The organism is Cellulomonas sp. NPDC057328, from assembly GCF_042667215.1.
GTDB lineage: Bacteria > Actinomycetota > Actinomycetes > Actinomycetales > Cellulomonadaceae > Cellulomonas.
In genome coordinates, this window is record NZ_JBHUZW010000050.1 from 1 (window position 1) to 26,654 (window position 26,654).

Annotated in this window: 26 protein-coding genes; 9 read left to right on the forward strand and 17 right to left on the reverse strand. The window is 75.0% G+C overall.

Annotation, left to right across the window (positions count from 1 at the left end; genetic code table 11):
- Window positions 1–166: 166 nt before the first annotated feature.
- Window positions 167–634, forward strand: coding sequence for a GrpB family protein (locus ACFUMH_RS10675; protein ID WP_378204568.1), 468 nt, complete (start codon window positions 167–169; stop codon window positions 632–634).
- A gap of 158 nt (window positions 635–792) precedes the next feature.
- Here ACFUMH_RS10675 and narI read toward each other — a convergent pair whose 3' ends face one another.
- From narI to ACFUMH_RS10700, 5 genes are all read right to left on the reverse strand, one after another.
- On the reverse strand, window positions 793–1,557 hold the full coding sequence (gene narI / locus ACFUMH_RS10680; protein WP_378204571.1) for a respiratory nitrate reductase subunit gamma: 765 nt from the start codon (window positions 1,555–1,557) through the stop codon (window positions 793–795).
- Window positions 1,554–2,258, reverse strand: coding sequence for a nitrate reductase molybdenum cofactor assembly chaperone (gene narJ / locus ACFUMH_RS10685; RefSeq protein ID WP_378204574.1), 705 nt, complete (start codon window positions 2,256–2,258; stop codon window positions 1,554–1,556). Before narJ ends, narI begins: the two co-directional genes overlap by 4 nt.
- Window positions 2,255–4,075, reverse strand: a complete 1,821-nt coding sequence (narH, locus tag ACFUMH_RS10690) for a nitrate reductase subunit beta (RefSeq protein WP_378204577.1) — start codon at window positions 4,073–4,075, stop codon at window positions 2,255–2,257. Before narH ends, narJ begins: the two co-directional genes overlap by 4 nt.
- A 25-nt stretch (window positions 4,076–4,100) precedes the next feature.
- Complete coding sequence (locus ACFUMH_RS10695; RefSeq protein ID WP_378204580.1) at window positions 4,101–7,877, reverse strand: nitrate reductase subunit alpha; 3,777 nt, start codon at window positions 7,875–7,877, stop codon at window positions 4,101–4,103.
- Window positions 7,878–7,948: 71 nt separating this feature from the next.
- Complete coding sequence (locus ACFUMH_RS10700) at window positions 7,949–9,100, reverse strand: MFS transporter (protein WP_378204583.1); 1,152 nt, start codon at window positions 9,098–9,100, stop codon at window positions 7,949–7,951.
- Between the two features lie 343 nt (window positions 9,101–9,443).
- Here ACFUMH_RS10700 and ACFUMH_RS10705 point away from each other — a divergent pair, with 343 nt between their 5' ends.
- Window positions 9,444–9,917: a LysM peptidoglycan-binding domain-containing protein gene (locus ACFUMH_RS10705; protein WP_378204586.1), complete on the forward strand. Its 474-nt coding sequence runs from the start codon at window positions 9,444–9,446 to the stop codon at window positions 9,915–9,917.
- Between the two features lie 80 nt (window positions 9,918–9,997).
- Window positions 9,998–11,848, forward strand: a complete 1,851-nt coding sequence (locus ACFUMH_RS10710) for a glycoside hydrolase family 15 protein (RefSeq protein ID WP_378204588.1) — start codon at window positions 9,998–10,000, stop codon at window positions 11,846–11,848.
- A 6-nt stretch (window positions 11,849–11,854) separates the two neighbouring features.
- Here ACFUMH_RS10710 and ACFUMH_RS10715 read toward each other — a convergent pair whose 3' ends face one another.
- Window positions 11,855–12,727 (reverse strand): L,D-transpeptidase, encoded by an 873-nt coding sequence (locus ACFUMH_RS10715; RefSeq protein WP_378204591.1) that lies wholly within the window; start codon window positions 12,725–12,727, stop codon window positions 11,855–11,857.
- Between the two features lie 216 nt (window positions 12,728–12,943).
- Here ACFUMH_RS10715 and ACFUMH_RS10720 point away from each other — a divergent pair, with 216 nt between their 5' ends.
- Window positions 12,944–13,573: a hypothetical protein gene (locus ACFUMH_RS10720; protein ID WP_378204594.1), complete on the forward strand. Its 630-nt coding sequence runs from the start codon at window positions 12,944–12,946 to the stop codon at window positions 13,571–13,573.
- Between the two features lie 547 nt (window positions 13,574–14,120).
- On the opposite strand, the gene ACFUMH_RS10725 is transcribed toward ACFUMH_RS10720, so the two are convergent.
- The 6 genes from ACFUMH_RS10725 to ACFUMH_RS10750 all read right to left on the reverse strand — a co-directional run bounded on the left by ACFUMH_RS10725 (window position 14,121) and on the right by ACFUMH_RS10750 (window position 19,947).
- Window positions 14,121–14,762, reverse strand: coding sequence for a maleylpyruvate isomerase N-terminal domain-containing protein (locus ACFUMH_RS10725; RefSeq protein WP_378204597.1), 642 nt, complete (start codon window positions 14,760–14,762; stop codon window positions 14,121–14,123).
- A 107-nt stretch (window positions 14,763–14,869) separates the two neighbouring features.
- Entirely contained in the window at window positions 14,870–15,292 is a 423-nt protein-coding gene (gene arr, locus ACFUMH_RS10730) for an NAD(+)--rifampin ADP-ribosyltransferase (RefSeq protein WP_378204600.1), read from the reverse strand.
- Between the two features lie 259 nt (window positions 15,293–15,551).
- Window positions 15,552–16,217: a hypothetical protein gene (locus ACFUMH_RS10735; protein ID WP_378204603.1), complete on the reverse strand. Its 666-nt coding sequence runs from the start codon at window positions 16,215–16,217 to the stop codon at window positions 15,552–15,554.
- Entirely contained in the window at window positions 16,217–16,699 is a 483-nt protein-coding gene (locus ACFUMH_RS10740) for a hypothetical protein (protein WP_378204606.1), read from the reverse strand. Before ACFUMH_RS10740 ends, ACFUMH_RS10735 begins: the two co-directional genes overlap by 1 nt.
- The gene (locus ACFUMH_RS10745; RefSeq protein ID WP_378204609.1) at window positions 16,696–19,161 is read right to left on the reverse strand and encodes a molybdopterin oxidoreductase family protein; all 2,466 of its coding nucleotides are present in this window, start codon (window positions 19,159–19,161) and stop codon (window positions 16,696–16,698) included. Before ACFUMH_RS10745 ends, ACFUMH_RS10740 begins: the two co-directional genes overlap by 4 nt.
- 141 nt (window positions 19,162–19,302) lie before the next feature.
- Window positions 19,303–19,947: a TetR/AcrR family transcriptional regulator gene (locus ACFUMH_RS10750; RefSeq protein WP_378204612.1), complete on the reverse strand. Its 645-nt coding sequence runs from the start codon at window positions 19,945–19,947 to the stop codon at window positions 19,303–19,305.
- A gap of 73 nt (window positions 19,948–20,020) precedes the next feature.
- Here ACFUMH_RS10750 and ACFUMH_RS10755 point away from each other — a divergent pair, with 73 nt between their 5' ends.
- Window positions 20,021–20,833, forward strand: coding sequence for an SDR family NAD(P)-dependent oxidoreductase (locus ACFUMH_RS10755; protein ID WP_378204615.1), 813 nt, complete (start codon window positions 20,021–20,023; stop codon window positions 20,831–20,833).
- Here ACFUMH_RS10755 and ACFUMH_RS10760 read toward each other — a convergent pair.
- Window positions 20,814–21,008, reverse strand: coding sequence for a hypothetical protein (locus tag ACFUMH_RS10760; RefSeq protein ID WP_378204618.1), 195 nt, complete (start codon window positions 21,006–21,008; stop codon window positions 20,814–20,816). The two genes, ACFUMH_RS10755 and ACFUMH_RS10760, sit on opposite strands and share 20 nt — an antisense overlap.
- 120 nt (window positions 21,009–21,128) lie before the next feature.
- Window positions 21,129–21,746, reverse strand: a complete 618-nt coding sequence (locus ACFUMH_RS10765) for a DUF305 domain-containing protein (protein ID WP_378204621.1) — start codon at window positions 21,744–21,746, stop codon at window positions 21,129–21,131.
- A 205-nt stretch (window positions 21,747–21,951) separates the two neighbouring features.
- On the opposite strand from ACFUMH_RS10765, the gene ACFUMH_RS10770 reads away from it, so the two are divergent.
- Window positions 21,952–22,818 carry a potassium channel family protein gene (locus tag ACFUMH_RS10770; protein ID WP_378204624.1) on the forward strand — a complete coding sequence of 289 codons (867 nt, stop codon included), beginning with the start codon at window positions 21,952–21,954 and terminating at the stop codon, window positions 22,816–22,818.
- A 10-nt stretch (window positions 22,819–22,828) separates the two neighbouring features.
- Here ACFUMH_RS10770 and ACFUMH_RS10775 read toward each other — a convergent pair whose 3' ends face one another.
- Both ACFUMH_RS10775 and ACFUMH_RS10780 read right to left on the reverse strand, forming a co-directional pair.
- Window positions 22,829–23,386: a DUF4334 domain-containing protein gene (locus ACFUMH_RS10775; protein ID WP_378204627.1), complete on the reverse strand. Its 558-nt coding sequence runs from the start codon at window positions 23,384–23,386 to the stop codon at window positions 22,829–22,831.
- A 75-nt stretch (window positions 23,387–23,461) separates the two neighbouring features.
- Window positions 23,462–24,490, reverse strand: a complete 1,029-nt coding sequence (locus ACFUMH_RS10780) for an alpha/beta fold hydrolase (protein WP_378204630.1) — start codon at window positions 24,488–24,490, stop codon at window positions 23,462–23,464.
- Between the two features lie 46 nt (window positions 24,491–24,536).
- Here ACFUMH_RS10780 and ACFUMH_RS10785 point away from each other — a divergent pair, with 46 nt between their 5' ends.
- Window positions 24,537–24,980 (forward strand): MarR family winged helix-turn-helix transcriptional regulator, encoded by a 444-nt coding sequence (locus ACFUMH_RS10785; protein WP_378204633.1) that lies wholly within the window; start codon window positions 24,537–24,539, stop codon window positions 24,978–24,980.
- A 21-nt stretch (window positions 24,981–25,001) separates the two neighbouring features.
- On the opposite strand, the gene ACFUMH_RS10790 is transcribed toward ACFUMH_RS10785, so the two are convergent.
- Window positions 25,002–25,352 carry a hypothetical protein gene (locus tag ACFUMH_RS10790; protein WP_378204636.1) on the reverse strand — a complete coding sequence of 117 codons (351 nt, stop codon included), beginning with the start codon at window positions 25,350–25,352 and terminating at the stop codon, window positions 25,002–25,004.
- A 164-nt stretch (window positions 25,353–25,516) separates the two neighbouring features.
- Between ACFUMH_RS10790 and ACFUMH_RS10795 the strand changes: the two genes are divergently transcribed.
- Complete coding sequence (locus tag ACFUMH_RS10795; protein WP_378204639.1) at window positions 25,517–26,293, forward strand: class I SAM-dependent methyltransferase; 777 nt, start codon at window positions 25,517–25,519, stop codon at window positions 26,291–26,293.
- Window positions 26,290–26,640: a hypothetical protein gene (locus ACFUMH_RS10800; protein WP_378204642.1), complete on the forward strand. Its 351-nt coding sequence runs from the start codon at window positions 26,290–26,292 to the stop codon at window positions 26,638–26,640. The genes ACFUMH_RS10795 and ACFUMH_RS10800 overlap by 4 nt, the downstream gene beginning before the upstream one ends.
- The last annotated feature ends 14 nt before the right edge of the window (window positions 26,641–26,654 follow it).

The window sequence follows — 26,654 nt, forward strand, 5'->3', positions numbered from 1 at the left end:
CCGGTCCCGACCGGCGACCTCGACGCGCGACGGGCGACCTCGGCGGAGGTGGTGGTCGGGACGAGCCGGCGCGCGTGGTCCGGACGAGCCGGAAGCGCGGGCGGCGGGCGTGGTCCGGACGAGCCGGAAGCACGGGCGGCGGGCGCGGCCTCGGACGGAGGTGGGTGTGCTGCGGCGCGCGGAGGAGATGCACGCGGAGGCGGCTGCCGTCGTGGCCGCCGAGCGCGCGCGGCTCGCGGCCGCCGGCGTGTCGGGCGCGCTGGTGTGGACGGGCGCGTCCAGCCTGCCCGGCGCGCTGACGCGTGGCGACGTCGACCTGCACCTGCGCGTCCCGCCGGACGACGTCGAGTCCGCCGTCGCCGCGGTGCGCGCGCTGCACGCCGTCCGCCGGCCGGACCTGTGGTGCGCGACGCTCGCGACCTTCGCCGTCGAGGCGCCGCTGCCGACCGAGCTCGCCGTCACCCCCGTCGGCTCCGAGCACGACGTCCGCTTCACGCGCACGTGGGACCTGCTGCGCGCCGACCCCCACCTGCTCGCCGAGTACAACGCGGTGAAACGCCGCGCGGACGGCACCCCGGCGTACGAGGACGCCAAGTCCGCCTTCTTCACCCGCCTCCTCGAGTCCGCCCCCTGACCCGGGCCCGCCCCGCCGAGTACGCCAGTACCTCGCCCAGGTCGCCGGTCCCGGCAGGCGACCTCGCCACCGGACCGGCGAACTCGGCGAGGAGGGGTGGGCGGAGGGGTCGAGGAGGGGTGAGCGGAGGGGGTGGAGGCGGCGGGCGGGCGGAGCGGTCAGCGGCGGGCGTCCGGACGGTCGCCGGCGCCCACGCGCTCCCAGCCGCGCCGGTCCGCGCGCGTGCCGAGCCGTGCCGGGCCCTTCGAGCGGTAGACGACGTACGGGCGCCACAGGTACCCGACCGGCGCGCTGAACACGTGCACGAGCCGCGTGAACGGCCACAGCGCGAACAGCAGCATCGCGGACATGCCGTGCAGCTGGAACCCGATCGGCGCCTCCGCCATGAGCTCGGGGTGCAGGTCGAACCGGAAGATGCCGCGGAACCACACCGAGACGCCGTCGCGGTAGTCGTAGTGCCCGCCGAGGTTGAGGATCGAGCCCGCGATCGTGTTCCACATGCCGAGGGCGATGACGACCGCGAGGACGAGGTACATGACCTTGTCCATGGGCGTCGTCGCGCTGAACACCGGCCCGACGGTGCGCCGCCGGTAGATCAGCAGCGCCATCCCGACGACGGTGCACACGCCCGCCACCGCACCGATCGACACGGCGAGGAAGTGGTACAGCTCCTCGCTCATGCCGACGGCCTCGGTCCACGACTTCGGGATGCCCAGCCCCATGACGTGCCCGAGGAACACGGCGAGGATCCCGAAGTGGAACATCGGGCTGGCCCAGCGCAGCAGCCGGCTCTCGTAGAGCTGCGACGAGCGGGTGGTCCAGCCGAACTTGTCGTACCGGTACCGCCACACGTGCCCGAGCACGAAGACCGCCAGGCACACGTACGGCACGACGACCCAGAGGATCGTGTCGACGGCGGTCATCGGCGCACTCCCGGGGTCGGCAGGAAGACGGGACCGGCCGGCTGGGCGGCCTCCATGGTGGTGGGCGGGCCGAACGGCTCGAGGCCGACCTCCTCGCCCGGCGGGCCGGCCGTGGCGAGGCGCGCGACGGCCGTCCGCTCGTCCTCGCCGAGCGGCGGCAGCGTGGCGCAGACCGCGACGAGCGCGTCCGCCCACGGCGACCCGGCGTCCCGCAGCGCCATGCGCAGCAGCTCGAGCCCGGCGCGGTGGTCCTGCAGCAGCCGCAGCCCGGCCTGCTGCGCCGGCCCCTCGGTCGACGCGAACTCCAGCACGACCGCGACGTGGTCGGGCAGCTCGTCGCTCCCGAGCTCGAGCCCGGCGGCGCGGTACGCCTGCTTGACCTCGACGAGGGCGATGCCGCGCTTCCGCGTGTCGCCGTGCGCGTAGTACGTCAGGTAGGGCGAGCAGCGGCGGCGCAGGTCGAACGTGCGGACGTAGTCGGCCTGGAGCTCGCCCAGCGGCGTGGCGGCGACGTGGTCGAGGAGCCGGTCGAGCGGCTCGCGCGCGACCGGGCCGACCTCGGCCGCCGCCCCGCGCAGCACGGGCAGCAGCGTCACGAGGTCGTCGGTCGGGTACTCCAGCAGCAGCGACGCGAGCCGGTGCACGACCGCCGTCTCCCGCGCGGTCGCCGCCCGCGAGCGCGAGCGCGTGAACAGGCTCACCGGTCGTCCTCCGACGCACCCGTCGGGCGGCCCGGGTCGACCGGTCCGCCCGCACCCCCGGCGCCCGTGGGCCCGCCCGGCTCGCCGCCCGCCGGCCGGGGCTGCACGTGCGCCGCCGACTCGTCCGACGCGGGCGCGCGCAGGTCCGCGCCGTCCGGGCCCGGGCGCGGCGGGAACATCCCGTCCGGCGCCGACCTGCCGTCCCAGTTGAGGAGGTTCACCCGTGCCTTGCGCGACGCGGGCTCGGCGACCGTGTCGGTCGTCTGCCGCTGCTGGAGCATGTGGAAGTTCTCGACCGCGATCGGGTCGTTGACGTACGCGCCGCCCGACCCCTCGCCGAACGGCCCGGACCCGCCCATGCCCGGTCCGCCGTCGTAGTCCAGCGAGCACTCGGTCGCCAGCTCCTCCAGGCCGTGCGCCTGCTCGGCGTGCGCGGACGGGATGACGTACCGCTCGTCGTACTTGGCCAGCGCGAGCAGCCGGTACATCCCGTACATCGTGTCCTCGTCCATGCCGACGGACGCCGGGATCGACGCGTCGGCCTCGCGGCCGAGGTTGATGTCGCGCATGTACGACCGCATGGCCGCGAGCCGCTTGAGCACCCCCGTGACGGGTGCCGTGTCCCCGGCGGTGAACAGCTCCGCGAGGTACTCGACGGGGATGCGCAGGTGCTCGATCGCGGCGAACAGGTTGTCCGCGCGCTCGGCGTCCTCGCCCGTCTCCGCGACCACGTCCACCACGGGCGACAGCGGCGGGACGTACCAGACCATCGGCATCGTGCGGTACTCGGGGTGCAGCGGCAGCGCGATCTCGTACCGGCTGATGAGGTCCCACACGGGCGAGCGCTGCGCGGCCTCGACCCAGTCGCGCGGGATGCCGGCGCGCTCGGCCTCGCGCTGCACGGCCGGGTCGTGCGGGTCGAGCAGGACGCTGCGCTGCGCGGCCAGGAGCTTCGTCTCGTCGGGCTCGCTCGCGGCCTCGAGCACGCGGTCGGCGTCGTAGAGGACGAGCCCGATGTACCGGAGCCGGCCGACGCACGTCTCCGAGCACACGGTCGGCAGCCCCACCTCGACGCGCGGGAAGCAGAACGTGCACTTCTCGGCCTTGCCCGTGCGGTGGTTGAAGTAGACCTTCTTGTACGGGCAGCCGGTGACGCACTTGCGCCAGCCGCGGCACGCGTCCTGGTCGACGAGGACGATGCCGTCCTCGGCGCGCTTGTAGATCGCCCCCGACGGGCACGACGCCGCGCACGACGGGTTGAGGCAGTGCTCGCAGATCCGCGGCAGGTAGAACATGAAGGTCTGCTCGAACTCGAGCCTGACCTTGTCGGAGACCTTCGCGAGCACCGGGTCGTCGGCGAGCAGCTGCGGGCCGCCGCCGAGGTCGTCGTCCCAGTTGGCGCTCCACCGCACCTGCATGTCCTCGCCGCTGAGCAGCGACTTCGGCCGCGCGACCGGCACGTGCTCCTGCAGCGGGGCGTCGGTGAGGTTCTCGTAGTCGTACGTCCACGGCTCGTAGTACTGGTCGATCGACGGCTGCTTGGGGCTCGCGAAGATCGTCAGCAGGTTCTTCAGCCGCCCGCCGGCCTTGAGCTGCAGGCGCCCGCGCGTGTTGAGGGTCCAGCCGCCCTCCCACACCGACTGGTCCTCGTAGGTGCGCGGGTAGCCCTGGCCGGGCCGGGTCTCGACGTTGTTGAACCACACGTACTCGGTGCCCGTGCGGTTCGTCCACGCCTGCTTGCACGTCACCGAGCACGTGTGGCACCCGATGCACTTGTCGAGGTTCATGACCATCGCCATCTGCGCCATGACCTTCATCGGGCACCCCCGGTCGTCGTCGCCATCAGTACTCGACCTCCTGCGTCCGGCGCCGCACGACCGTGACCTCGTCCCGCTGGTTGCCCGTGGGGCCGAGGTAGTTGAAGGCGTAGGTGAGCTGGGCGTACCCGCCGACCAGGTGGGTCGGCTTCATGAGCAGCCGCGTCAGCGAGTTGTGGATGCCGCCGCGCCGGCCGGTGGTGCGCGTGCGCGGGACGTCGATGAGCCGGTCCTGCGCGTGGTGCATGTAGACCGTCCCGGCGGGCATGCGGTGGGAGACGATCGCCCGCGCCACGACGACCCCGTTGCGGTTGACCGCCTCGACCCAGTCGTTGTCGGCGACGCCGATGCGGTCGGCGTCGCGGTCGCTCATCCAGATCACCGGCCCGCCGCGGCTCAGCGAGAGCATGAACAGGTTGTCCTGGTACTCGGAGTGGATCGACCACTTGTTGTGCGGCGTCAGGTAGCGGACGGTGACGCCGAGGCCGACGCCGTCCTCGTCGGTCGTGCCGAGCGCGTTCTCGCCGAAGAGGCGCTGCATGTCCAGCGGTGGCCGGAAGACGGGCAGGCCCTCGCCGATCTCCGTCATCCAGTCGTGGTCGAGGTAGAGCTGCTGGCGCCCGCTCAGCGTGTGCCAGGGCTTGAGCCGCTCGACGTTGACCGTGAACGGCGAGTAGCGCCGCCCGTGCGCCTCGGTGCCCGACCACTCCGGGGACGTGATGACGGTGACCGGCGCGGCCTGCGTGTCCGCGAACGCCACGTGCTTGCCCTCGTGCTCGGCGGCGAGGTCGGCCATGCGCGTGCCGGTGCGCCGCTCGAGGGTGCGGAAGCCCTGCACGGCGAGGCGACCGTTCGTCGTGCCGGACAGCGTGAGGATCGCCTCGCAGACGTGCACGTCGCGCTCGAGCAGGGGGCGTCTGTCGGCGCGTGCGCCCGGACGGCCGGCGGGGACGCGGGCGACGCCGTTGCGGCGGCGCAGGTGCTCGACCTCCGGTCCGACGTCGAACGTCACGCCCTTGGTCGTCAGCCCTGCCGTGTCGGGCACCGGCCCGAGCGTCGCGAGCTGCGCCGCGACCGCCGGGTAGTCGCGCTCGACCGTGACGAGCTTCGGCATCGTCTTCCCGGGGACGGGGTCGCACTCCCCCGTCTTCCAGTCCCGGACGCGTCCGTGCGGGACCGCGAGCTCGTCGGCCGTGTCGTGCATCAGCGGCACGGCGACGACGTCGGTCCGCGTCCCCAGCTGCGTCTCCGCGAGCCGGCTGAACGTGCGCGCGATCGTGTGGAAGATGTCGAAGTCGGTGCGGGTCTGCCACGGGGGCGCGATGGCCGGGCTGAACGAGTTCACGAACGGGTGCATGTCCGTCGTGTTGAGGTCGTGCTTCTCGTACCAGGTGGCCGCGGGCAGGACGACGTCGGAGAACACCGTCGTGCTCGTCATGCGGAAGTCGAGGCTGACCAGCAGGTCGAGCTTGCCGGTGGGCGCCTCGTCCCGCCAGACCACGTCGCGGGGCCGGTGCTCGGGCGGCGCCTCCGTGGCGCGCAGGTTGGAGTCGGCGCCGAGCAGGTGGTGCAGGAAGTACTCGTTGCCCTTGCCGGACGAGCCGAGCAGGTTGGCCCGCCAGACGGTGAGCACGCGCGGGAAGTTCCCGGGGGCGTCGGGGTCCTCGGCGGCGAACCGGAGCGTGCCGTCCTGGAGCCGGCGGACGACGTGGTCGGGCACCGGCTCGCCCGCCGCCGCGGCGTCGTCCGCCAGGTCGAGCGGGTTGCGGTCGAACGTCGGGTACGAGGGCATCCACCCCGAGCGCGCCGACTGCGCGACGACGTCGGCGGTGGTCTTGCCGGACAGCTGGCCGCTGCCGGTGCGGCCGGCCGACAGGGTGTCGGCGGCGAACGGGTCGTAGCGGAACTGGTCGGTGTGCAGGTACCAGTACGCGGTCTGGATCATCGTGCGCGCCGGGCGCGCCCAGTCCGACGCCGTCGCGTACATGGCCTGGCCCGTCACCGGGCGGACCTTCTCCTGCCCGACGTAGTGCGCCCAGCCACCGCCGTTGACGCCCTGGCACCCGGTGAGCGTGGTCAGCGCGAGGAAGGCCCGGTAGATGGTGTCGGAGTGGAACCAGTGGTTGGTGCCGGCGCCCATGAGGATCATGACGCGGCCGCCGGACTCCTCGGCGGTCTGCGCGAGCTCGCGGCCGATCCGCTCCGCCTTGGCCGCCGGGACGCCCGTGAACTGCTCCTGCCACGCGGGCGTGCAGGGCTCGGACGCGTCGTCGTAGCCGGTGGGCCACGTGCCCGGCAGGCCGGGGCGCGCGACGCCGTACTGGGCGAGCATGAGGTCGAGGACCGTCGTGACGAGGTGACCGCCGACCTCGCGGACGGGGACGCCGCGGACGACCGTCCCGGCGGCGCCGTCGGCGGAGTCGAACCGCGGCAGGGCGACCGCGACGGCGTCCGTGGCGCCGCCGCCCTCGTCGGCGAGGCTCAGCGCCGGGCGCGTGCTGCCGAGGTCGAGGTTCCAGCGGCCCACGCCGGCGTCGCCGTAGCGGAAGCCGAGGGAGCCGTTGGGGACCGTCGGCGCGCCGGTCTCCGCGTCGACCAGGACCGTCTTGAAGGCCGCGTTCTCGCTGCCCGCCTCGGCGCCGGGCAGGTCCTCCGCGGTGAGGAACTTGCCGGGCGCGTAGGTGCCGTCGTCGGCGCGGTCCAGGCGGACGAGGAACGGCAGGTCGGTGTAGCGGGCGGCGTACTGCGCGAAGTACTGCGGACGCCGGTCGACGTAGAACTCCTTGAGGAGCACGTGGCCCATGGCCATCGCGAGGGCGCCGTCCGTGCCCGGGGCGACGGCGAGCCACTCGTCGGCGAACTTCACGTTGTCCGCGTAGTCGGGCGCGACCGCGACCACCTTCTGCCCGCGGTAGCGCGCCTCGGCCATCCAGTGCGCGTCAGGCGTGCGGGTGACCGGCAGGTTCGAGCCCCACATGATCAGGTAGGCGGCGTCCCACCAGTCGCCGGACTCGGGGACGTCGGTCTGGTCGCCGAACACCTGCGGGCTCGCGACCGGCAGGTCGGCGTACCAGTCGTAGAACGACAGCATCGGGGCGCCGATGAGCGCGTGGTACCGGGCGCCGACGCCGTGCGACACGATCGACATCGCCGGGATCGGCGAGAAGCCCGCGATGCGGTCCGGACCGTACGTCCTGATCGTGTGCACCTGTGCGGCGGCGACGATCTCGACCGCCTCGTCCCACGTCGCCCGCACGAGCCCGCCCTTGCCGCGGGCGCGCTTGTAGCGCCGGGCGGTCTCCGGGTCCTCGACGATGCTGGCCCACGCCGCGACCGGGTCGCCGCCCTGGCGCGCCTTGGCCTCGCGGAACAGCTCGAGCAGGCGGCCTCGCACGTAGGGGTAGCGGATGCGGGTCGGCGAGTACGTGTACCAGCTGAACGCGGCGCCGCGCGGGCAGCCGCGGGGCTCGTACTCGGGGCTGTCGGGGCCGACCGACGGGTAGTCCGTCTGCTGCGCCTCCCACGTGATGATGCCGTCCTTGACGTACACCTTCCACGAGCAGGAGCCCGTGCAGTTGACGCCGTGCGTGGACCGGACGACCTTGTCGTGGCTCCAGCGGTCCCGGTAGAAGGTGTCGGCGTCGCGGCCGCCCGCCTGGTGCAGCGTGCGCAGGTCGTCGCTGACCTCGCCGCGGCGCAGGTGCCGGCCCAGGCGCAGGATCGCGTCGGAGGCGGGGCCGTCGAGGCCGGGCGGGGAATCGCGCGTCGTCCGCGCCGGGGTGGTGCTCTCGTCCGTCGTCACCGGTGCTGCCTCTCGTCGCGGGCGGGCGCTGCGGGGGTGCGTGCGAGGGGGTGCGTGCGAGGGGGTGCGGGTCAGCCGGTGCGGGCGGAACGGGCGACGGGTCCGCGCGTGAACAGCGCCGCGCCGAGCGAGACGACGGCGAGGAGCGCGAGGCCGAGCGAGTAGTCGCCGAGCCGGTCGTAGACGGCGCCCATGACGAGCGGCGGGACGAACCCGCCGAGCCCGCCGGCCGCGCCGACGAGACCGGTGACGGCGCCGACCTTTTCCGGCGGGGCGAGCTGCCCCACGACGGCGAAGGTCGCCCCGGAGGACGCCCCGAGCAGCGCCGCCAGGCCGAGGAACGCGATGGTCCCGACGGGCATCAGCGGCAGCTCGACCGCCGCGAGGGCTGCGAGGACGGCGATGCCCACGAACGACGTCACGAGCACGGGAATCGGTCCGATGCGGTCGGACAGCGCGCCGCCGACCGGCCGCATCGCGACCGCCAGGACGACGAAGCCGGCGGTGCGGAACGCGGCGTCCTCCGGCGTGAGGCCGAACGCGTTGCCCAGGTAGGTGGGCAGATAGACGCTGAACGCCACGAACCCGCCGAAGCCGACGGCGTACAGGAACGACAGCTGGCCGGTGGCGGGGAGCTTCGCGGTGGCCCAGGTGCGGGCGAGGAAGCTGCCGCTCGGCATGGTGCGGGTCGGGGCGTCGCGCAGCAGGGCTGCGGCGATCGCGGCGTAGATGACGAGGACGCCCGCGACGATGAGGAACGGCGCCTCGGGGCCGACGCTCTCCGTGAGCCGCACGGTGGTGAACGCGGAGATGGCCGTGCCGCCCATGCCGATGCCGAACAGCCCGAGCGCGGTGCCGCGGCGGGCCGGCGGGTACCAGGCGTTGACGAGCGGCACGCCGATCGCGAACGTCGTGCCGCCGAGGCCGAGGAAGAACCCGCCGACCAGCAGCGACACGAACGACTCGGCGACGAGGCCGATGAACAGCACCGGCAGCACGGTGAGCAGGCTGACGACGGGGAACATGACGCGCGCGCCGATCCGGTCCGTCAGCGCCCCGACCGGGATGCGCCCGAGCGACCCGACGATGACCGGCACCGCCACGAGCACCGACTGCTGGAACCCCGTCAGGTCGAGCCGGTCCCGGTACGCCGCGCCGAGCGGGCTGATGAGCGCCCACGCCCAGAAGTTGACGAGGAACCCGACCGTCGCGAGGACGAGCATGCGGGTGGCCTGCGGTGGGGCGGTGGTGGTGGATGGCGGCGGGCTCGCCCCGGACACGCCCGTGCGCGGGCTCGCGGTGCTGCTGCCGGCACCGTCGCCGTGTGCTCTGCGTTCCGACGTCGCCACGTCGGCCCCCTCGCATCGTCACGAGGACCGACGCCGGGGCGTCAGTCGCCTGGGGCGAACGTAGCAGCGACGCGGGATCGCGGCAGCACCATGCTCCGGGGCACCGGGAGGCTGCGGACGTCGTCGTCTCGCGTCCCAGCTGCGGGGGACCCCTGTCGGGGCGTGCGCGCAGTCACTAGCGTGGTCGGTCCTCGACTCCGACGAAGGAGAGCTCCCCATGGCCGAGACGTGGACCATCCAGCTGCGCAGCCCGCTGGCGGGTGACCTGGTCGGGCAGCAGCTCGTCGTCGCCGCGATCGGCACGGCGTTCGAGGCGTCGTACGGGTGGCGCCTGCTCACCGACGCCGGCGACGTCGTCCAGGACGGCTTCTTCCAGGCGGGCTCGATGGGGACGCTCGAGGCGTTCGCCCAGTCGGTGCCGATGACGCACACGCACGTCGGGCCGGCCACGTTCGAGCTGTTCGGCGACGACCCCTCCGGGGAGCACGCGCCCGGCGCCGACCTCGTCAGCGCCCGGGTGGTGCTCGTGCCGGGCGCGCGCGGGTACCGACCGCACCAGGTCGTGCGGGGCGACACGCTGTCCGCGCTCGCCCGCGAGCACGGCTCGCAGGTCGCGTGGATCGTCGCCGCGAACGGCATCCCGAACCCCGACCTCATCCGCGTCGGCCAGGTGCTGCGGATCCCCGTCTGACGTCTGCCCCGGCCTCCTGGGGACACGGCGGCGCCACCGCCGTCCTGCGCACCCCGCCCGCTCCCCGTACAAAGGACGAGGTGAGCACCCACCTCGAGGACTACGCCCTCCTGTCCGACCTCAGCACCGGCCCGCTCGTCTCGCGCGACGGCAGCGTCGACTGGCTGTGCCTGCCGCGGTTCGACTCGCCGGCGGTGTTCTCGGCGCTGCTCGGCGGGCCGGACGACGGCCGCTGGCAGCTGTCGCTGGTCGACGGCGAGGTCGTCGAGCGCCGCTACCTGCCGCGCACGTTCGTCCTGGAGACGACGTGGCGCACGCCGACGGGCACGGCCACGGTCACGGACTTCCTGCCGCCGAGCACCGACCGCGCCGACCTGGTGCGCCGTGTCGAGTGCGTCGAGGGCAGGGTCGAGGTCGAGCACGACCTGCGGCTGCGGTTCGACTACGCGCGCGCGACGCCGTGGGTGCGGGTCGTCGACCACGCGGGCGCGCCGGCGCTGCTGTCGCTCGCGGGGCCGGACGGGCTGCTCGTCACCGGGCCGCTGCTGCGGCCCGCGGCCGACGACGACGGGGCCGAGCAGCCGGGCGCCGCCGGCGCCCCGCGCGCCGAGGAGGGCACGCGCGCCCCGCGGCTCACCGGCCGGTTCCTCCTGGAGGCGGGGCAGACGCTCGACTGGGACCTGTCGTGGTTCCCCTCCTGGGAGCAGCACCCGCGGCCCGCGGACGCCGACGCCGCGCTCGCGGAGACGGTCGGGTTCTGGACCGACTGGGCGTCGCAGCTCACTACGCACGACGCCCACGACCCGGTGGTCCGGCGGTCGCTGCTGGTGCTGCGCGCGCTCACGCACGCCCGCACGGGCGGCATCGTCGCAGCGGCGACCGCGTCCCTTCCCGAGGAGCTCGGCGGCAGCCGCAACTGGGACTACCGGTACGTGTGGCTGCGCGACGCGGCGCTGACCATCGAGGTCGCCATCGCGCACGGCCTCACGCGCGGCGCGCGGCTGTGGCGGGACTGGCTGCTGCGGGCCGTCGCGGGCGACGCGCACGACATCCGGATCATGTACGGCATCGGCGGCGAGCGGGAGCTCGACGAGAAGGAGCTCGACCACCTCGACGGCTACGAGGGCTCGCGTCCGGTGCGCATCGGCAACGGCGCCGCGGACCAGTACCAGGCGGACGTGGTGGGCGAGGTGATGATCGCGCTCGCGGAGCTGCGCGACGCCGGCGTCGCGGACGACGAGTACTCGTGGGGCCTGCAGAAGAGCCTGCTCGCGTACTGCGAGGCGAACATCGACCGCCCCGACCACGGCATCTGGGAGATGCGCGGCGACCTGCACATGTTCACGCACGGGCGCGCGATGATGTGGGCCGCGTTCGACCGGGGCGTCCGCGCGGTCGAGGACCACGGGCTCGACGGGCCGGTGGACCGGTGGCGCGCGCTGCGCGACCGGCTGCGCGCGGAGATCGACACCCGCGGCTTCGACGAGGCGACGAACAGCTTCACGCAGACGTACGACGGCACCGAGGTCGACGCGTCCCTGCTGCAGCTCCCCCACACCGGCTACCTCGCCTACGACGACCCCCGCATGCTCGGCACCGTCGCCCGCATCGAGGCCGACCTGCGCGACGAGCACGGCCTCGTGCACCGCTACCGCACCGAGGCGGGCCTCGACGGCCTCGAGGGCGGCGAGCACCCGTTCCTCATCTGCTGCTTCTGGCTCGTCGAGCAGTACGCGCACAGCGGCCGCCTGCCCGAGGCGGAGTCGCTCATGGACCAGCTCGTCGGGTACGCCAACGACCTCGGCCTGCTCAGCGAGGAGTACGACGCCGACGCGGGCCGGCTCATCGGCAACTTCCCGCAGGCGTTCAGCCACCTCGGGCTGATCCGGGCGGCCGACGCGATCGCGGCGGCGCGCGGTTCGGAGGGCTGATGCGCGTCAGGACACCGTGAGCAGCGTCCCCGGCGGGACCTTGCCCCACAGCATGTCCAGCACCTCGTCGGTCACGCGGATGCACCCGTTGGAGATCGCGCCCGTCGCCCGGAACGGCGTCGTGTGGATCGCCGTCGCCGACGTGTTCGTCGCGCGGTCGTAGACGTCGATCGTCTCGCTCTGGCTCGACAGCAGCAGCACGCGCGGCGTGTACGTGCCCGGTTGGTCCCACTGCGACCCGACGACGAACTGCGGCACCGCGGGCGTCGGCGTGTCCGGCGCCCCGACGGCGATCACGGGGACCGTCTGCGTCGTCGTGCCGTCCTCGATGGTGAGCGTGCGGGCGGCGAGGTCGAGGTGCAGGCGCCAGTCGGTGCCCGACGGCGCGGTGTCCTGCGCCCGGATCCACACCGTCCGGCCGTTGACCTGCGCCCGGTCCTGGCTGGGCAGCGCGCCGCGGCTCGCGACGAGCACGCGCAGCCACCCGCCGCGCTGGTCCAGCACCGGCAGGACCGTCTGCACGTCGAGCGTCGCGGCCGGCACCGCGCCGACGGCCCGCCCGCCCGGGGCGTCGTACCCGGCGGTGTCCCGGAGCACCGTCGCGGTCTGCCACGTGCCCAGCGCGGGGTCGTCGTTGCGCCGCTGCTCCAGCCCGTCCGTGCCGGGCATGCCGGGGACGACGGTCAGCGGGTCGATGAGGGGCAGCGCGGCGACGTCGACGGGCGCGGGAGCCGCGGGCGCGGCGACGGCCACCTTCGCCACCTCGACCGGCGCACGCACGACGACCGGCTCGGGCACCGGCGGCTCCGCGGAGGCGCACCCGGCCGCCAGCACGGCGACGCACGCCGCCGCGACCACTCCTCCACGCACCCGTCCCACCACACCATCATCGTGCGCGCCGGCGCCGGCTCGCGCCATGCGCCCGGTGGGTGGTGCGGCCGACGGGGACGGCGAGGGGGTCGTCCGGTGCGGTGGGCCGGCGCCCGGCCCGGGGGTGGTCCCGCCGCGGGCGGTCGGGTCGCTCGGCTGGTCGCTCGGCGGGCGGCGGTCGGCCGGGACTGGTCCGGCGGCGAGCGGTCGGGTACACCTCGGACGGTGACGGGTGCGGGCGCGGGACGGGCGGGCACGCTGGTCGTCGACGCGGCGAACGTGGTGGGCGCGCGCCCCGACGGCTGGTGGAAGGACCGCGCCGGCGCGGCGGCACGCCTCCTGGGCGCCCTCGCGGCGTCGGTCGACGCGGACGCGTGGGACGGGCGACGCGTCGTCGTGGTCCTCGAGGGCGCGGCCCGGGCCGCCGTGAAGAGCTCCGGTCACCAGGCGTCCACAACGCTTCACCCGGCGCCGGTGGACCAGGCCGTGCACCACTCCGGTCACGCGGGGGCCACCACGCCTCACGGCTCGCCGGACGACGAGCCGCTGCAGCGTCCCGGCCGCCCAGGGCCCACAGCCGGCCAGCCCGTGCCCGACGACGAGGGCGTGCAGCGTTCGTCGCGCCAGGCGGGACGAACGCTGCACACCACCCCCACCCGCGGGTGGCCGGGGGTCGACGTCGTGCTGGCGGAGCGGGACGGGGACTCGGCGATCGTCGAGGTCGTCGCCGCGGCGGAGGACGACGTGGTCGTCGTGACGTCCGACCGCGAGCTGCGCCGGCGCGTCAAGGCGCTCGGCGCCGACGTCCGCGGCGCCGGCTGGCTCCGCGACGTCCTCGACACGCTCACCCCCTGACCGCCTCACCGGGCACCCGCCCGCCCATGCCGTCCCCTGCGCGCCGAGTTCGCCGGTTCGACGCCCAGGTCGCCTGCAGGGACCGCCGACCTCGCCGTCGGACAGGCGAACTCGGCGAGGAAGGGGCGCCGGCTGGCTCCCGCAGCACCCTCGACACGCTCGCCCCCGACCGCTCCACCCGGCCCATCCCAGCCGCCCACCCGGGCGCCGATTCGCCGGTCCGGCGCCCAGCTCGCCGGCACGGACCGCCGACCTCGCCGTCGGACGGGCGAACCCGGCGAGGAAGGGGCGCCGGCTGGCTGCGCGACGTCCTCGACACGGTCACCCCTGACCGCCTCACCGGGCACCGGGCCCGTGCGCCGAGTTCGCCGGTTCGACGCCCAGCTCGCCTGCATGGACCGCCGACCTCGCCGTCGGACGGGCGAACTCGGCGAGGAGGAGGGCGGCGCGGCAGCCGGGCCGGGCGGCGGGCGTCCGGGCGGCGGGCGTCCGGGTGGCGGTTGGCCGGCGGCGCGGGTGGCGGGTGGCCGGCGGCGCGGGTGGCGGGTCAGAGGACGCGGAGTGCGTCCGTGGTGTCGCGCTCGCGGCGCGCGAGCGCGTGCAGCACCGCCGTGTCGCCGTGCCGGTACCGGGCCGCGCCGACCAGCACCTCGACGGCGACGCCGACGGTCGCGGCCGGTGCCCGCACGTCGCTGCCGAGGGTGAGCGCGAGGTCCTCCGTGTGCACGGCCAGCTCGACGCACCGCGTGCGCAGGTACTCGTCGAGCAGCAGCGTGTGCCCCTGGTGCCGCACGGTGAGCCGCCGGTCGGCCGGCTCCCGCACGAGCCGCTCCGCGAGGCGCGCCGCCGCCGCGGTGACCGCGTCCGCGAGCGCGGCGTGACCCTGCGCGGCCGTCTCCGCGCTGCGCGCCCGCACGCCGGTGTTCAGCGCGGACGTCGGCTCGGACGTCCCCGCGAGGTCGCCGTAGTACCCGGCGGCGGTGACGAGCGCGGCGTCGGCGTCCAGCGGGCCGTCGAGGTACCACTCGACCTGCAGGACGCTGCGCGCCAGGTGCGCGGCGAGCTCGCCGACGGTCATGCCCGCGAGCGCGGACGGTGTGTCCCACGTCGTCGCGACGCGGTCGCTGGTCACGAGCGCGACGGCCACGGCCACGCCCTCCCGGTAGGCGTCCCGCGCGCTGCTCGTCACGGGCGGCAGTGTGGCAGCACCGGCGGTGCCCGCACGACGTCGGCCCGCGCCGGACCGCCACGACGAAGCTCCGCGCCTCGGCGCGAGGCGCGCGCGCCGGTCCGCCGTCAGTCGTCGACCGCCTCCACGCCCTGCCGCGCGAGCTCGGCCACGTGGTCGCGCATGCGCTGCAGCACCTCCGGCGGGTGCGGCTGCCAGTCCTCGACCTCGCCGACCACGCGCACGGGCTCCCGCGTGCGGTACGAGCGGGTCGGGTTGCCGGGGAACCGCGTGTTCGTGAGGTTGGGGTCGTCCTCCATCGGGCCGGTCGGCTCGACGCGGTAGATGCGGCCGGGGCCGTCGCCGGCGGCCAGCTCGGCGCCCCACGTGGCGGCGTCGAGGGTCGCGGTCAGGTAGACGTGGTTCGCGGACCGGCCGGTGCCGAAGTTGGACCGGCGGCCGGGCACCAGCAGGTCCCCGACCCGCAGCTCCGCCTTGGTGCCGTGGAAGAAGGGCCCGGGATCGTCGGCTCCGGTCGGTCCGTCGCTCATGCGCACCTCGTCGTGTCGCTCCCACGACCGCCGCCGCGGCAGCCGTCGCCGTCGACCCTAGGCGCGGCGGTCGCGGCATGTCGATCGTCCCGCGCGGCCCGGCGCGCGCGCAGCCGGCGGGTGTCTCGCCCGTCGTCGTACGCACACCGTGCGCACGCCGTGCGTACGCCCGCGGGCGACGTCCCGCCTCCGGCGCGACACGCCGCGACACGCACTCGTACCGACGACGAGCGCCCACGCGCCGTCCCGGCACGGCACCTCACAGCTGCCGCCGCACCCCCGCCTCGTGCGCGACCGCGCTCAGCTCGTCGTCGGCGGACCCGGTGAGCGCCACCTGCCCGGCACCGCGCCGGCCCAGCGGCAGCACCGTCCGGTGCCGCACGTCCTCGAGCTCGAACCCGAACGACCCGTAGAGCGCCAGCGCGGCGAGCACGAGGCCGACGATCGCCGCCGCCGTGAACCAGGTCCGCTCCCCCGTCAGCTCGGCGACGCCCGTGAGCGCGAACCGCACCCCCGCGAGCGCCATGATCGCCGCCGCGACGAGCTTGGTCGTCGCGGCGGCCGCGGGGACCAGCATCGCGACGCCGGCCGCGAGCAGCAGCACGCCCAGGCCGGCGCTCACGGCGCCGGGCGGGCTCGTCAGCGTCGTCAGCGCCACGGCGCCCCACGTCCCCGCCAGCACGCCCATCCCGGTCCCGGCGACCGGGTCCCGGGCGAGGAAGCCCAGCACGGACGCGAGCAGCTGCATCGGCACCGTCGACGCGAGCACCCCGAGGGCGACGGCACGACCCTGGTCCGCCGGCACCCACTGCAGCTGCAGCGCGGCGAACGCGGTCGTCGCGAGGAGCAGGCCGAGGAACCCGAGCGGCAGCGGCGTCCCGATCGGCCGGACGACGACACGCACCGGCGGCGACGCGGACGCCATCAGCTCACCAGCGCCTGCGTCGCGGACTCCTTGAGCTTGCCGTTCGCCCACTTCATCTGCCGGACGGTCTCCGGGTGGCAGCGCTCGGCCAGCTCGAGCAGGTCGAGGTGCCGCACACCCTGCGCCGCCTGCGCGACGAGCTCCCAGTCGACCGAGACGCCCGCCGCCTTCAGGTACAGCCCGCGCAGGTCGCGCAGCAGCAGCACCTCGGGTCCCGACGACCGGCCGAGCGCCTCCGCGGAGCGCTCCAGCACGCGCGCCACGGGCTGCGGCACGCCGCGCGGCTCGGGGTCGAGGTCCTCGCCGTACCGGCCGGCGATACCGGCGATCGCGCGCACGTGCTCGCGCGACCAGACGGCGAGGTCCTGCGCGACGTGGAAGATCTCGTGGTCCACGTCGTGCCGGTCGGCGACCTGCAGCAGCTCGTGCGCCAGGTCGTCCTCGGCGCGGTGCAGCTCGCGCAGCGCCAGCCCGATCTTCATCGCGCCTCCTCCAGCACGTGCTCGACGACCGTCCGCGGGCCGCGGGTGGGCGGGACGGTGCCACGGACGGGGGCCGACGCGGTCGTCGTGGGGGCGGCCGACGTCTGCCCGTCCGCCTGCTCGACACGCCGGATCGCCGCGGCCGCCGTCTTGAAGATCGGCTGCTTCGACGCCGGGTCCCACTCGGTGATCGTCAGCTCGTTGGCGGCGCGACCGTGCGGGTGCGCCCCGTGCGCGTCCGGCTCGTGGCCGCCCGGCTCGTCCCAGTAGCCGTAGTGGAACGGCAGGAAGACGACGCCCGGTCGGATGCCCGAGACGCGCACGCGCGCCCGCACCGACCCACGCGGCGTGCTCACCTCGGCGAGGTCGCCCTCCGCCAGCCCGAACGCGTCGGCGTCGTGCTCGGAGACCTCGACCCACACGTCCGGCGCCGCGGCCGCGAGCTCGGGCGCGCGGCCCGTCTTGGTCCGGGTGTGGAACTGGTAGACCGTGCGGCCCGTCGTGAGCTGCAGCGGGTAGTCCTCGCTCGGCACCTCGTGCGGCGGCAGGTAGCGGGCGGCCTTGATGATCGCGCGCCCCGAGGGGTTGAGGGCGCGGTACTCGGTCGGCTCGACGGGCGCCCCCGTGACGAGGTCGCGCCCGTAGTCCTCGCACACGTCGGGGTGGGCGAAGAACCGGCCGTCGGCGTAGAGCCGCTCGGTGCCGTCCGGGTGCTCGTCGTCCACCGGCCACGGGATGCCGCTGCCGCCGCGCAGCTTGTCGTACGTCAGGCCCGTGTAGTCGCACGGCCGCCCGCGGGTGCACTCCTTCCAGGCCTCGAACGCCGACTCCGGGTCGTGCCACGTCACGAGCGGCGTGCCGTCCTTGCCGCGCAGGTCCATGCGGTGCGCGAAGTCGAGGAGGATGTCGAGGTCGGCGCGGGCCTCGCCCGGCGGGTCGACCGCCTTCTCGGACAGGTGCACGGTGCGGTCCGCGTTGGTGAAGGTGCCGGTCTTCTCACCCCACGTCGCGGCGGGCAGGACGACGTCCGCGAGCTGGGCGGTCTCGGTGAGGAACAGGTCCTGCACCACGAGGAACAGCCGCTCCTGCGACAGCACCGACCGCACGCGCCGTAGCTCGGGCAGCGACACCGCCGGGTTGGTGCCCGTGACCCACAGCATGCGGATCGAGCCCTCCTCGACGTACCGCAGCATCTGCATGACGTGCGTCGGCGGCGAGTAGTGCGGGATGTCCATCGGGTCGACGTTCCACACCCGTGCCAGGTCCGCGACGTGCGCGTCGTTCGACCAGTTGCGGAACGCCGGCAGGTCGCCGTCCGCGCCGCACTCGCGCGTGTTCTGGGCGCTGGGCTGGCCGTTCATCTGGAGGATCCCGCAGCCGGGCCGGCCGAGCATCCCGCGCACGAGGTGCAGGTTGTTGACCTGCACGGCCGCGGCGGTCGCCTGGTGCGCCTGGTAGAAGCCCTGCAGCACCGTGGACGTGAGCCGCTGCGCCGTGCCGAGGACGCGCGCGGCCTCGCGGAGCCGGTCCGCCGGGACGTCGCAGATGCGCGCGACGACGTCCGGCGGGTACTCGCGCACGGCCTTCTCGAGCTCGGCGAAGCCGACGGTGTGCGCGTCGACGTAGTCGCGGTCGACCCAGCCGTTCGCGAGGATCTCGTGCAGCAGGCCGTTCATGAGGGCGACGTTGGTGCCGAGGCGCGGCGCGAGGTGGACCGTCGCCGCCTTCGCGACCGGCGTGAGGCGCGGGTCGACGCAGACGACAGCCGGCGGGTCGTCGCCGGCGAGGCGGTCGAGCACGCGCATCCACGTCACCGACTGCGTCTCGGCCATGTTGTTCCCGAACAGCGCGATGACGTCGGCGTGGTCGATGTCCGCGAACGACCCCGGCTGGCCGTCGCACGCGAACGACTCCTTGAGCGCGGCGGCGGCGGTGGCGGTGCACAGGCGGGTGTTGCCGTCGACGTGGTTGGTGCCGATGCCGCCGTGGGCGACGACGCCGAGCGTGTAGTACTCCTCGGCGAACAGCTGACCGGTCGTGTAGAAGCCGACCGCGCTCGCGCCCTGCTCGTCGAGGAGCTCCTTCGTCCGCGCGACGACGCGGTCCATCGCCGTGTCCCAGTCCGTCTCGACGAGCTCGCCGTCGACGCGGACGAGCGGGCGCGTCAGCCGGTCGCGCGAGCCGTTCGCCTGCCAGCCGAAGAGGTCCTTCACGTCGACGCGCCCGCGGTTCACCCGGTCGACCTCGCGCCCGCGGACGCCGACGATGCGGCCGTCCTTGACCGCGATGTCGAGCGCGTCGCCGTTGGAGTGCAGGATCGACGCCGTCTGCACCCACCGGTCGACGTCCTCCGACGCGACGCCCTCGGCCAGGTGCATGTCGACACGGCGGGGCCACGGCGTGCCCGCGGCGTACGGGGTGCGCGTCCCCCACGGCTCGGCGATGCGGTCGACCTCGGGCATCAACGTCCTCCCTCGTCCGTGCCGGGGACGTCCGCGTCGGTGCGCCGCCCGGCCCGGCGCGCCGGACCCACGCTGCACCCGCGCCGGGCACGCCGCCAGCCCACGCGGGTTGCGGCTCAACCGCTGTGGGCCTCGGAGGCGTCAGCGCGCCGGGTTCCGCCCGTCCACCCGCGCCGCGCCGCCGCGCACGGCCGCGACCGCGTCGAGCCAGAGGTCCTCCAGGTCGCCCTCGCGGTCGGTGCGCAGCCACGTCTCGACGGCCGTGTCGAGGCAGGCGAGCGCGCAGGCGACGAGCGCGGCGGCACGGTGGCGCGCGGTGCCGTCGCCGACGCCGTCACGGGCCGCGATCCGCTGCGCCAGCACCGGGACGAGCTGCTCCTGCCAGGCGAGCTGCTTCTCCAGCCGCCGGGCGCGCAGGGCGGGCTCGTCGTGCAGCAGGCGCGTCACCCGGATCTCCGCGTCGGTCGGGTCCCCCACGCGCTCGCGCAGGGCGCGGAACGCCGCGGCGATCGACTGCCACGGGTCCTCGTCCGGCGGGCGCTGCGCCAGCACGTCGCGGAGCAGGTGGCCGCGCTCGACGACGTCGCCGAGCACGACGTCCTCCTTGGAGGCGAAATAGCGAAAGAACGACCGGCGGGAGATGCCGGCGGCCGCGGCGATCTGGTCGATCGTCGTCGCCTCGAACCCCTGGGTGACGAAGAGGTCCGACGCCGCCTGCGCGATCTCGCGGTGCACCGCGCGGCGGGTGCGCTCGCGCAGACCCGGGGGCTGCTCCTCGACGCTCACCCGCCCAGCGTATCGGCGCGACAGTGCATGCACGTTGTGGCACTTGGTGTCATATATGGCTTACGGTGCCACCATGACGCGCATCGACCACCGCCTCCAGACCACCCTCGTCACCGGCGCGAGCGCCGGCATCGGCGCCGCCCTCGCGCGCCGGCTCGCCGCGCGCGGCTCCGCCCTCGTCCTCGTCGCCCGCCGCGAGGACCGCCTGCACGACCTGGCGGCCGAGCTCCGGGCGGCGCACGGCGTGGCGGTCGAGACCGTCGCGGCCGACCTCACGCAGCCGCGCCCCGGGCGCGCCCTCGCGGACGAGCTCGCCGCGCGGGGCGTGCGCGTGACGAGCCTCGTCAACAACGCGGGCGTCGGCCTCGACGGCCCGTTCGCCGCCGAGGACCCCGACCGGCTGCACGACCTCGTCGCGCTCAACATGGGCGCCGTCGTCGACCTCAGCCGCACGTTCCTGCCCGACCTCGTCGCCGCGGGGTCCGGATTCCTCGTCAACGTCACCAGCATCGCGGCCTACCAGCCGTCCCCCGGCATGGCCGCGTACGCCGCGAGCAAGGCGTTCGTGCTCAGCCTCACCGAGGCGCTGTGGTGGGAGACGCGCGGGACGGGCGTCCGCACGCTCGCTTTCGCCCCCAACCTCACGAGCACGGAGTTCTTCGACACCATCGGCGCGGACGCCTACCGCGGCCGCTTCCAGACCCCCGACGACGTGGCCGCCGCGCTGGTGCGCGCGCTCGACCGCCGCGACCCCGGGCCCAGCACGACCGCGCGGCGGCAGGACGTCGCGCTGACGCGTGCGGCCCGGCTGCTGGGGCGACGGGCGACCGTGCGGATGATGGCTCTCGTCGCCGGCGACCGGCTGCTCAGCGGGGCGTCGGCGTAGGCCACGTGCGCGTCGTCGGACCAGTTGCGGAACGCGCCGTCTGCACCCGCCGGTCCACGTCCTCCGGCGCGACGCCCTCGGCCAGGTGCATGTCGACACGGCGGGGCCACGGCGTGCCCTCGGCGTACGGGGTGCGCGTCCCCCACGGCTCGGCGATCCGGTCGACCTCGGGCATCGGCGTCCTCCCTCGTCCGTGCCGGGACGTCCGCCGGCACGCCGCCCGGCCCGGCGCGCGCGACGCACGCTGCACCCGTGCCGGGCACGCCTCCAGCCGCGCGCGCGAACCGGCGTCCCGTCAGGGCAGCGCGCCCGGCGACGGGACGGGGCGCGCGTTCGCGTCCTCCTGCGTGAGCGCCGGCCCGTTCTCCGCGATGTCGCGGATCAGCCACTCCATCTCGGCGATCTCCTCGCGCTGCGTCGCGGCGATCTCGTCGGCGAGCTCACGCACCCGCACGTCGTCGATGTCCGCGCGCTCGCTCGTGAGGATCGCGATCGAGTGGTGCGGGATCATCCCCTTCATGTACTCCCGGTCGTCGACCAGGAGCTGGCTGCGCGACAGCCCGAGGGCCGTGCCCCCGACGACGACGGCGAGCACGACGACCGCCACGTTCGCCCGGCGGCTGCGATACATCCGCCCCACCATGAACGCCAGCATGACGACGGCCATCGCCGACCCCATGAGCACCGCCATGTACACGCGCTCCTCGCTGAGGCGCACGTGCTCGAGGGCGTACGTGTTGGTGTACGTGAGGCCGAACATCACCGCGGTCGACGTGAGGATCATGGCGGCGAAGCGCAGGTACGGGCGGCCGTGGCCGTGGCCGCCGTGCGCGTCGTCCCCTCCCCCACCGGGCCGGGTGCGCGGCGCGTCCTCGCCGCCCGTCGTCGCCGCCGTCTCCGGGCCGTCGGTCATGTCCGCTCACCTCGCTCGTGCGTCCATCCAGGGGCGCTTCCCACCCTGCCGGTCGGTGCACGGGACGGCACCCGGGGGCGCTGCGCCGGGTCCCGGCCGCGTCCGGCACCACGCCGGTCGCCGGGCCGACCGGCCGTGACGGTGGTACCCAGGAACGCATGTCGCGCCTCACCCACCGTCGTCCGGTGCCCTGCCGGGGCCTCGCGTGAGCGCGCTCGCCGGCGGGCTGCTCACCCTCGCGGGGCTCGTCGTCGCCGGTCTCGCGCTGCGCGACGTCTTCCGCACCCTCTGGTACCCGACCGGCACGGGCACGCTGAGCGTCGTCGTCGCGCGGCTCGTGTGGCGTGCGGGCAAGCACCTCGGCCGGGGCGCGCACGACCTGGCCGGCCCGGTCATCCTCGTCGCGGTCGTCGTCACGTGGGCCGCGCTCGTCGTGCTCGGTGCCGCGTTCGTCTACTGGCCGCGGCTCGTCGAGGACGGCTTCTCGTACGGGACGGGCCTCGACCCCGACGCGCGCTCGTCGTTCGTCGACGCGCTCTACGTGTCGGCGGTGGTCCTCGGCACCCTGGGCCTCGGCGACATCGTGCCGGTCGACGGATGGCTGCGGATCCTCGTCGCGCTGCAGGGCCTGATCGGCTTCAGCCTGCTGACGGCCGCCGTGTCGTGGGTGCTCCAGGTGCAGTCGGCGCTCGCCCGCCGGCGCTCCGCCGCGCGGTTCGTGCACGCGCTGCGCCGGGCGGACGCGGGCGACGACGTACCCTCGCGCACGGTCCTCGAGCGGCTCACCGCCGACGTCGCGACGGTGCACGCCGACCTCGACCAGACGTCGATGACGTACTGGTTCCGCGACGAGGACCACGACGGCGCCCTCGCGACCGCGCTGCCGCACGCCGCCGAGCTGGCCCGCCGCGGGACGGGCGGCGACGACCCTGACGTGCGCGCCGCGGCTCGGGGTCTCGACGCCGCCCTCGACGACCTGGCCGCGCTGCTGGACCGCCAGTTCCTGCACGTCGGCGGCGACCGCGGCACGGTCCTGCACCGGTACGTCGAGGACCAGCGCCACGAGCGATGACACGGGTGGCTCAGGCGGTCGACCGCTCCCGCCGCAGCACGAACACGTACGGATGCGGCTGGCCGCGCAGGTCCATCGCGCCCAGCACCGTGTCGTCGTCGACGCGGCGGAACGCGTCGACGATCGGCTGCCGGTCGTAGACCATCGCCGCCGACGCGACGCCGCGGTAGACGACCGTGCGCAGGCGGGCGTGCGGGCGCGTCGTGGTGAGCAGCGGCCGGACCAGCGCGAACGCCCGCGCCGCGACGGCCCGCGGGACCACGGGTGCCAGGCGCAGGCCCGCGCCCACGGGCAGCGGCGTCGGCGTGATCGCCACGAACCGGCCGTGGCCGGCGCGGAACACGAGGGGGTGGACGACATCCGGCGCCACCATGCGCTTGCCGTGCCAGCCGAGCGCCTCGAGGACGCTGTCGAAGGGGTGGCCGGTGGGGACGCCGCGGCCGGTCCACCGGCCGAGGAGGTCGTCGACGTCGAGCGGCGGGAGGGAGTCGAAGAGGGCGAGGGCGGCGTCGGGGGTGGTGCCGGGCTCGAGGGCGCGGAGGCGGTCGGCGGCGTCGGTGCTGGTCATGCGGGCTCCTGCGGTGGGAGGCGTCGTCGTGGACGCTATGCCGACGCGTACGCATCCGCCATCGGCCCGGACCGCTCACGCGGGCACCCCTGACGCGAGCTCCACCACCTCCCGCACGTACTCCCGCGGCCGGTACCGGTGCAGCACGTGGTTGGCGTCGACCCGCCGGTACACCGTCCCCGGCACGAGCTCGCGGATCCGCCGCGCGTCGTCGTCGTCGAGCGCGCCCACGAGGCCGAACCGCTCGGACCGGTGCCACCGCCCGTGCAGCAGCAGGAGCGGGCACGTCAGCGCGCGCAGCGCGGCCTCGTGGGAGAAGTCGCCGTAGAAGCGCCCGTCGACGAACGCGCGCGCGAAGTCCGGGTCGAACATCGACAGCGACCGGATCAGGTCGTCCATCGCACCGGGCAGCCACCACGCGTCGACGCCGGACGGCTGCCCCGGGTGGCGGCGCTCGTGGTCGCGGACGGCGCGATCGAGGACGTCCACGAACCAGTCGGGCATGCGCTTGACCCGTCGTTCCGAGACCGGCAGCACCTGCCCGCGGAAGTAGTCGGCGAGGCGGCGGTGCTCCCGGTCGCCGAGCACGCGGACGAACCGCTCGAGGCCCTCGTAGACGAACCGGTCGCGGTCGCGGAACCGCGGCATCTCGACCGAGAACACCGGGGCGTCCTCCAGCGCGACCGCCCGCACGCGGTCCGGCACGTGCGCGGCGAGCCACAGCGCGAGGACGCCGCCGGACGAGTTCCCGGCGACGACGGCCGGCCGCTGCACGACCCGCTCGAGCAGGAGGGCGAGGTCGCCGCCGACGGTGTCCCAGTCGTAGCGGCCGGGCGTCCACGACGACGAGCCGTGCCCGCGCACGTCGACCGCGACGACCTCGAACCGCTCGGCGAGCGCCGGCATCACCGGGGCGTACGTGCGCCAGGTCGCCATCTGCGCGGGGACGAGCACGAGCGGCGGACCGTTCGCCGGTCCGCGCACGTGGCTCAGGGTCACCCCGTCCAGGTCGGCGAAGCGGTGCGTGAACCCGGCGGCGTGCAGACGCTCCGGCAGCGGCTCGGTGTACCGGAGGAACGGGTTGTCGTACGGCACGACGTCCATTCATGGGACTCTCCCACGATTGCGCGCCGGCCGGTAGGGTCGCCCCGTGCCGCAGCTGCCCCGACGGATGCGCGCGAGCACGCCCTACCTGCTGCTGCAGGCCACCAAGGTCGCCGCACGGACCGCGCGACCGCTGTTCGAGGGCGAGCCGCTGCGCTTCCCGCACTACGTGACGCTCGCGTGGCTGGCCGAGTCCGACGCCTCCTCGCAGCGCGCCCTGGCCGCCGCCATGGGCGCGGACCCGAGCGATCTCGTCACCGTCCTCGACCAGCTCGCCGAGGCGGGCCTCGTGGAGCGCACCGTCGACCCGGCCGACCGTCGCCGGCGCCCGCTGACCATCACGCCCGCCGGCCACCGCTGGCTGACCGAGCGCGACGCGCTCGCCGCCGACTACGAGCGGCACCTCGGTGCGCGGCTCGCGGACGGCGGTGCGGCGCTGCGTGCGAACCTGCTGGCCCTCGTCGAGGACCCCGCGGAGGGCCCGGCCTGATCCCAGCCGGCCGACGCCCGCTCAGCCGTCCGTGCGGTCCAGGAGCTCCAGGAGCGAGTCCGCCGCCTTCTCGACCTCGTCGTGGTCGTTCTGCGACGCGCGCTGCTTCGCGTGGATCAGCGCGGCGCGGTTGACCGTCTCGAAGTCGCCGTACGGGAAGCGGTACCGGCCCTTGGTCTCCTCCGACGCCTCCGTGTCGACCGCGAGGTGCCACTCCCCGTAGCCGTCGTAGCCCCGCGCCTCGATGACGTCGTTCTCCGCCGACGTGCTCGGCGCGGCGTCCGACCACTCGGTCGTCGTGTCGTACCGACCCTCGTCGATGAGCCGGCGGGCCGCCTTCACCGCCGCGTCGTTGACCTTGTACTTCGTCATGGTCCCGACGCTACTGAGCAGCCCCCGAGGACGCTGCTCGGCACGCGCCGACGGGCGGCCGTGACGCGGCGACCGTACGTCGCACCACCCGCACCGGCCAGCGGTCCGTACTGTGTGCGCAGCGACGGGCGCGGTGCCCGCCGCGCACGGGCGAGGGGGCCGGCATGGACGGACGACGTCTCGGCTGGCGCGCGGCCTACGAGCTGCTGGCGCTGCGCGTGCGCCGCCCCGAGTGGGCGTTCATGAACTACGGCTACGCGTCCGACGACGCCCCGGCGCTCGCCCTGTCGCCCGACGAGGAGCCCGACCGGCTCTGCATCAACCTGTACGAGCGCACGCTCGCCGGCGCGGACCTGCGCGGGCGCGACGTGCTCGAGGTCGGCTCGGGGCGCGGCGGCGGCAGCGCCTACGTCGCCCGGCACCACGGGTCGCGGTCGGTGGTCGGGCTGGACTTCTCGGCGGCGGCCGTGGACCTCAGCCGGCGGCACCGCAGGGCGCCGGGGCTGTCGTTCGTGCGCGGCGACGCGCAGGTGATGCCGTTCGCCGACGCGTCGTTCGACGTGGTGCTCAACGTGGAGTCGTCGCACTGCTACCCGTCGTTCGCGGCGTTCGCCGGCGAGGTCGCCCGCGTGCTGCGGCCCGGCGGCACGTTCCTGCTGGCCGACTTCCGTCCCGCCGACGCGGTGCCGACGCTGCTCGCCGACCTGCGCGCGTCCGGCCTGGTGCTCGAGGCTCACGACGACGTGACGCCGCAGGTCGTCGAGGCCCTGCGCCGCGACGACGACCGCAAGCGCGCCCTCATCGGCGCGTGGCTGCCCCGGTTCACGCACCCGCTGATGCGCCGGTTCGCGGCCGTCGAGGGGTCGCGCGGGTTCGCCGCGTTCGCGTCGGGCCGCACGACGTACGTGGTGGCGCGGCTGCGGAAGCCGGTGCACGCGTGAGGGCGGCGTCGGCGCCCCCGACGACAGGCCGGCGCCTCGCGTCGGTCCTCGCGACCGTCGCGCTGCTCACCGCGTGCTCCGCACCGGCCGACGTCCCCGAGCGCGCGCCCGACGTCACGGGCACGGTGGCCCTCGGCGGCGACGGGGAGCCCGTCCTCGTCGACGCCTCCGACCGGTCCTACGAGGGCATCTGGCTGCTGCAGGACGACCCCGCCGTGCTCCGCGGCGACGAGCCGGTCGACGCCGCCGACCTCGCGGACGGCGACCGCGTCGAGGTGTGGCTCGCGGGCGGGTGCGCGGAGTCGTGGCCGCCGCAGTGCGACGTCGTCGCCGTCCGCGCGTCCTGACCGGACGCGCGGAC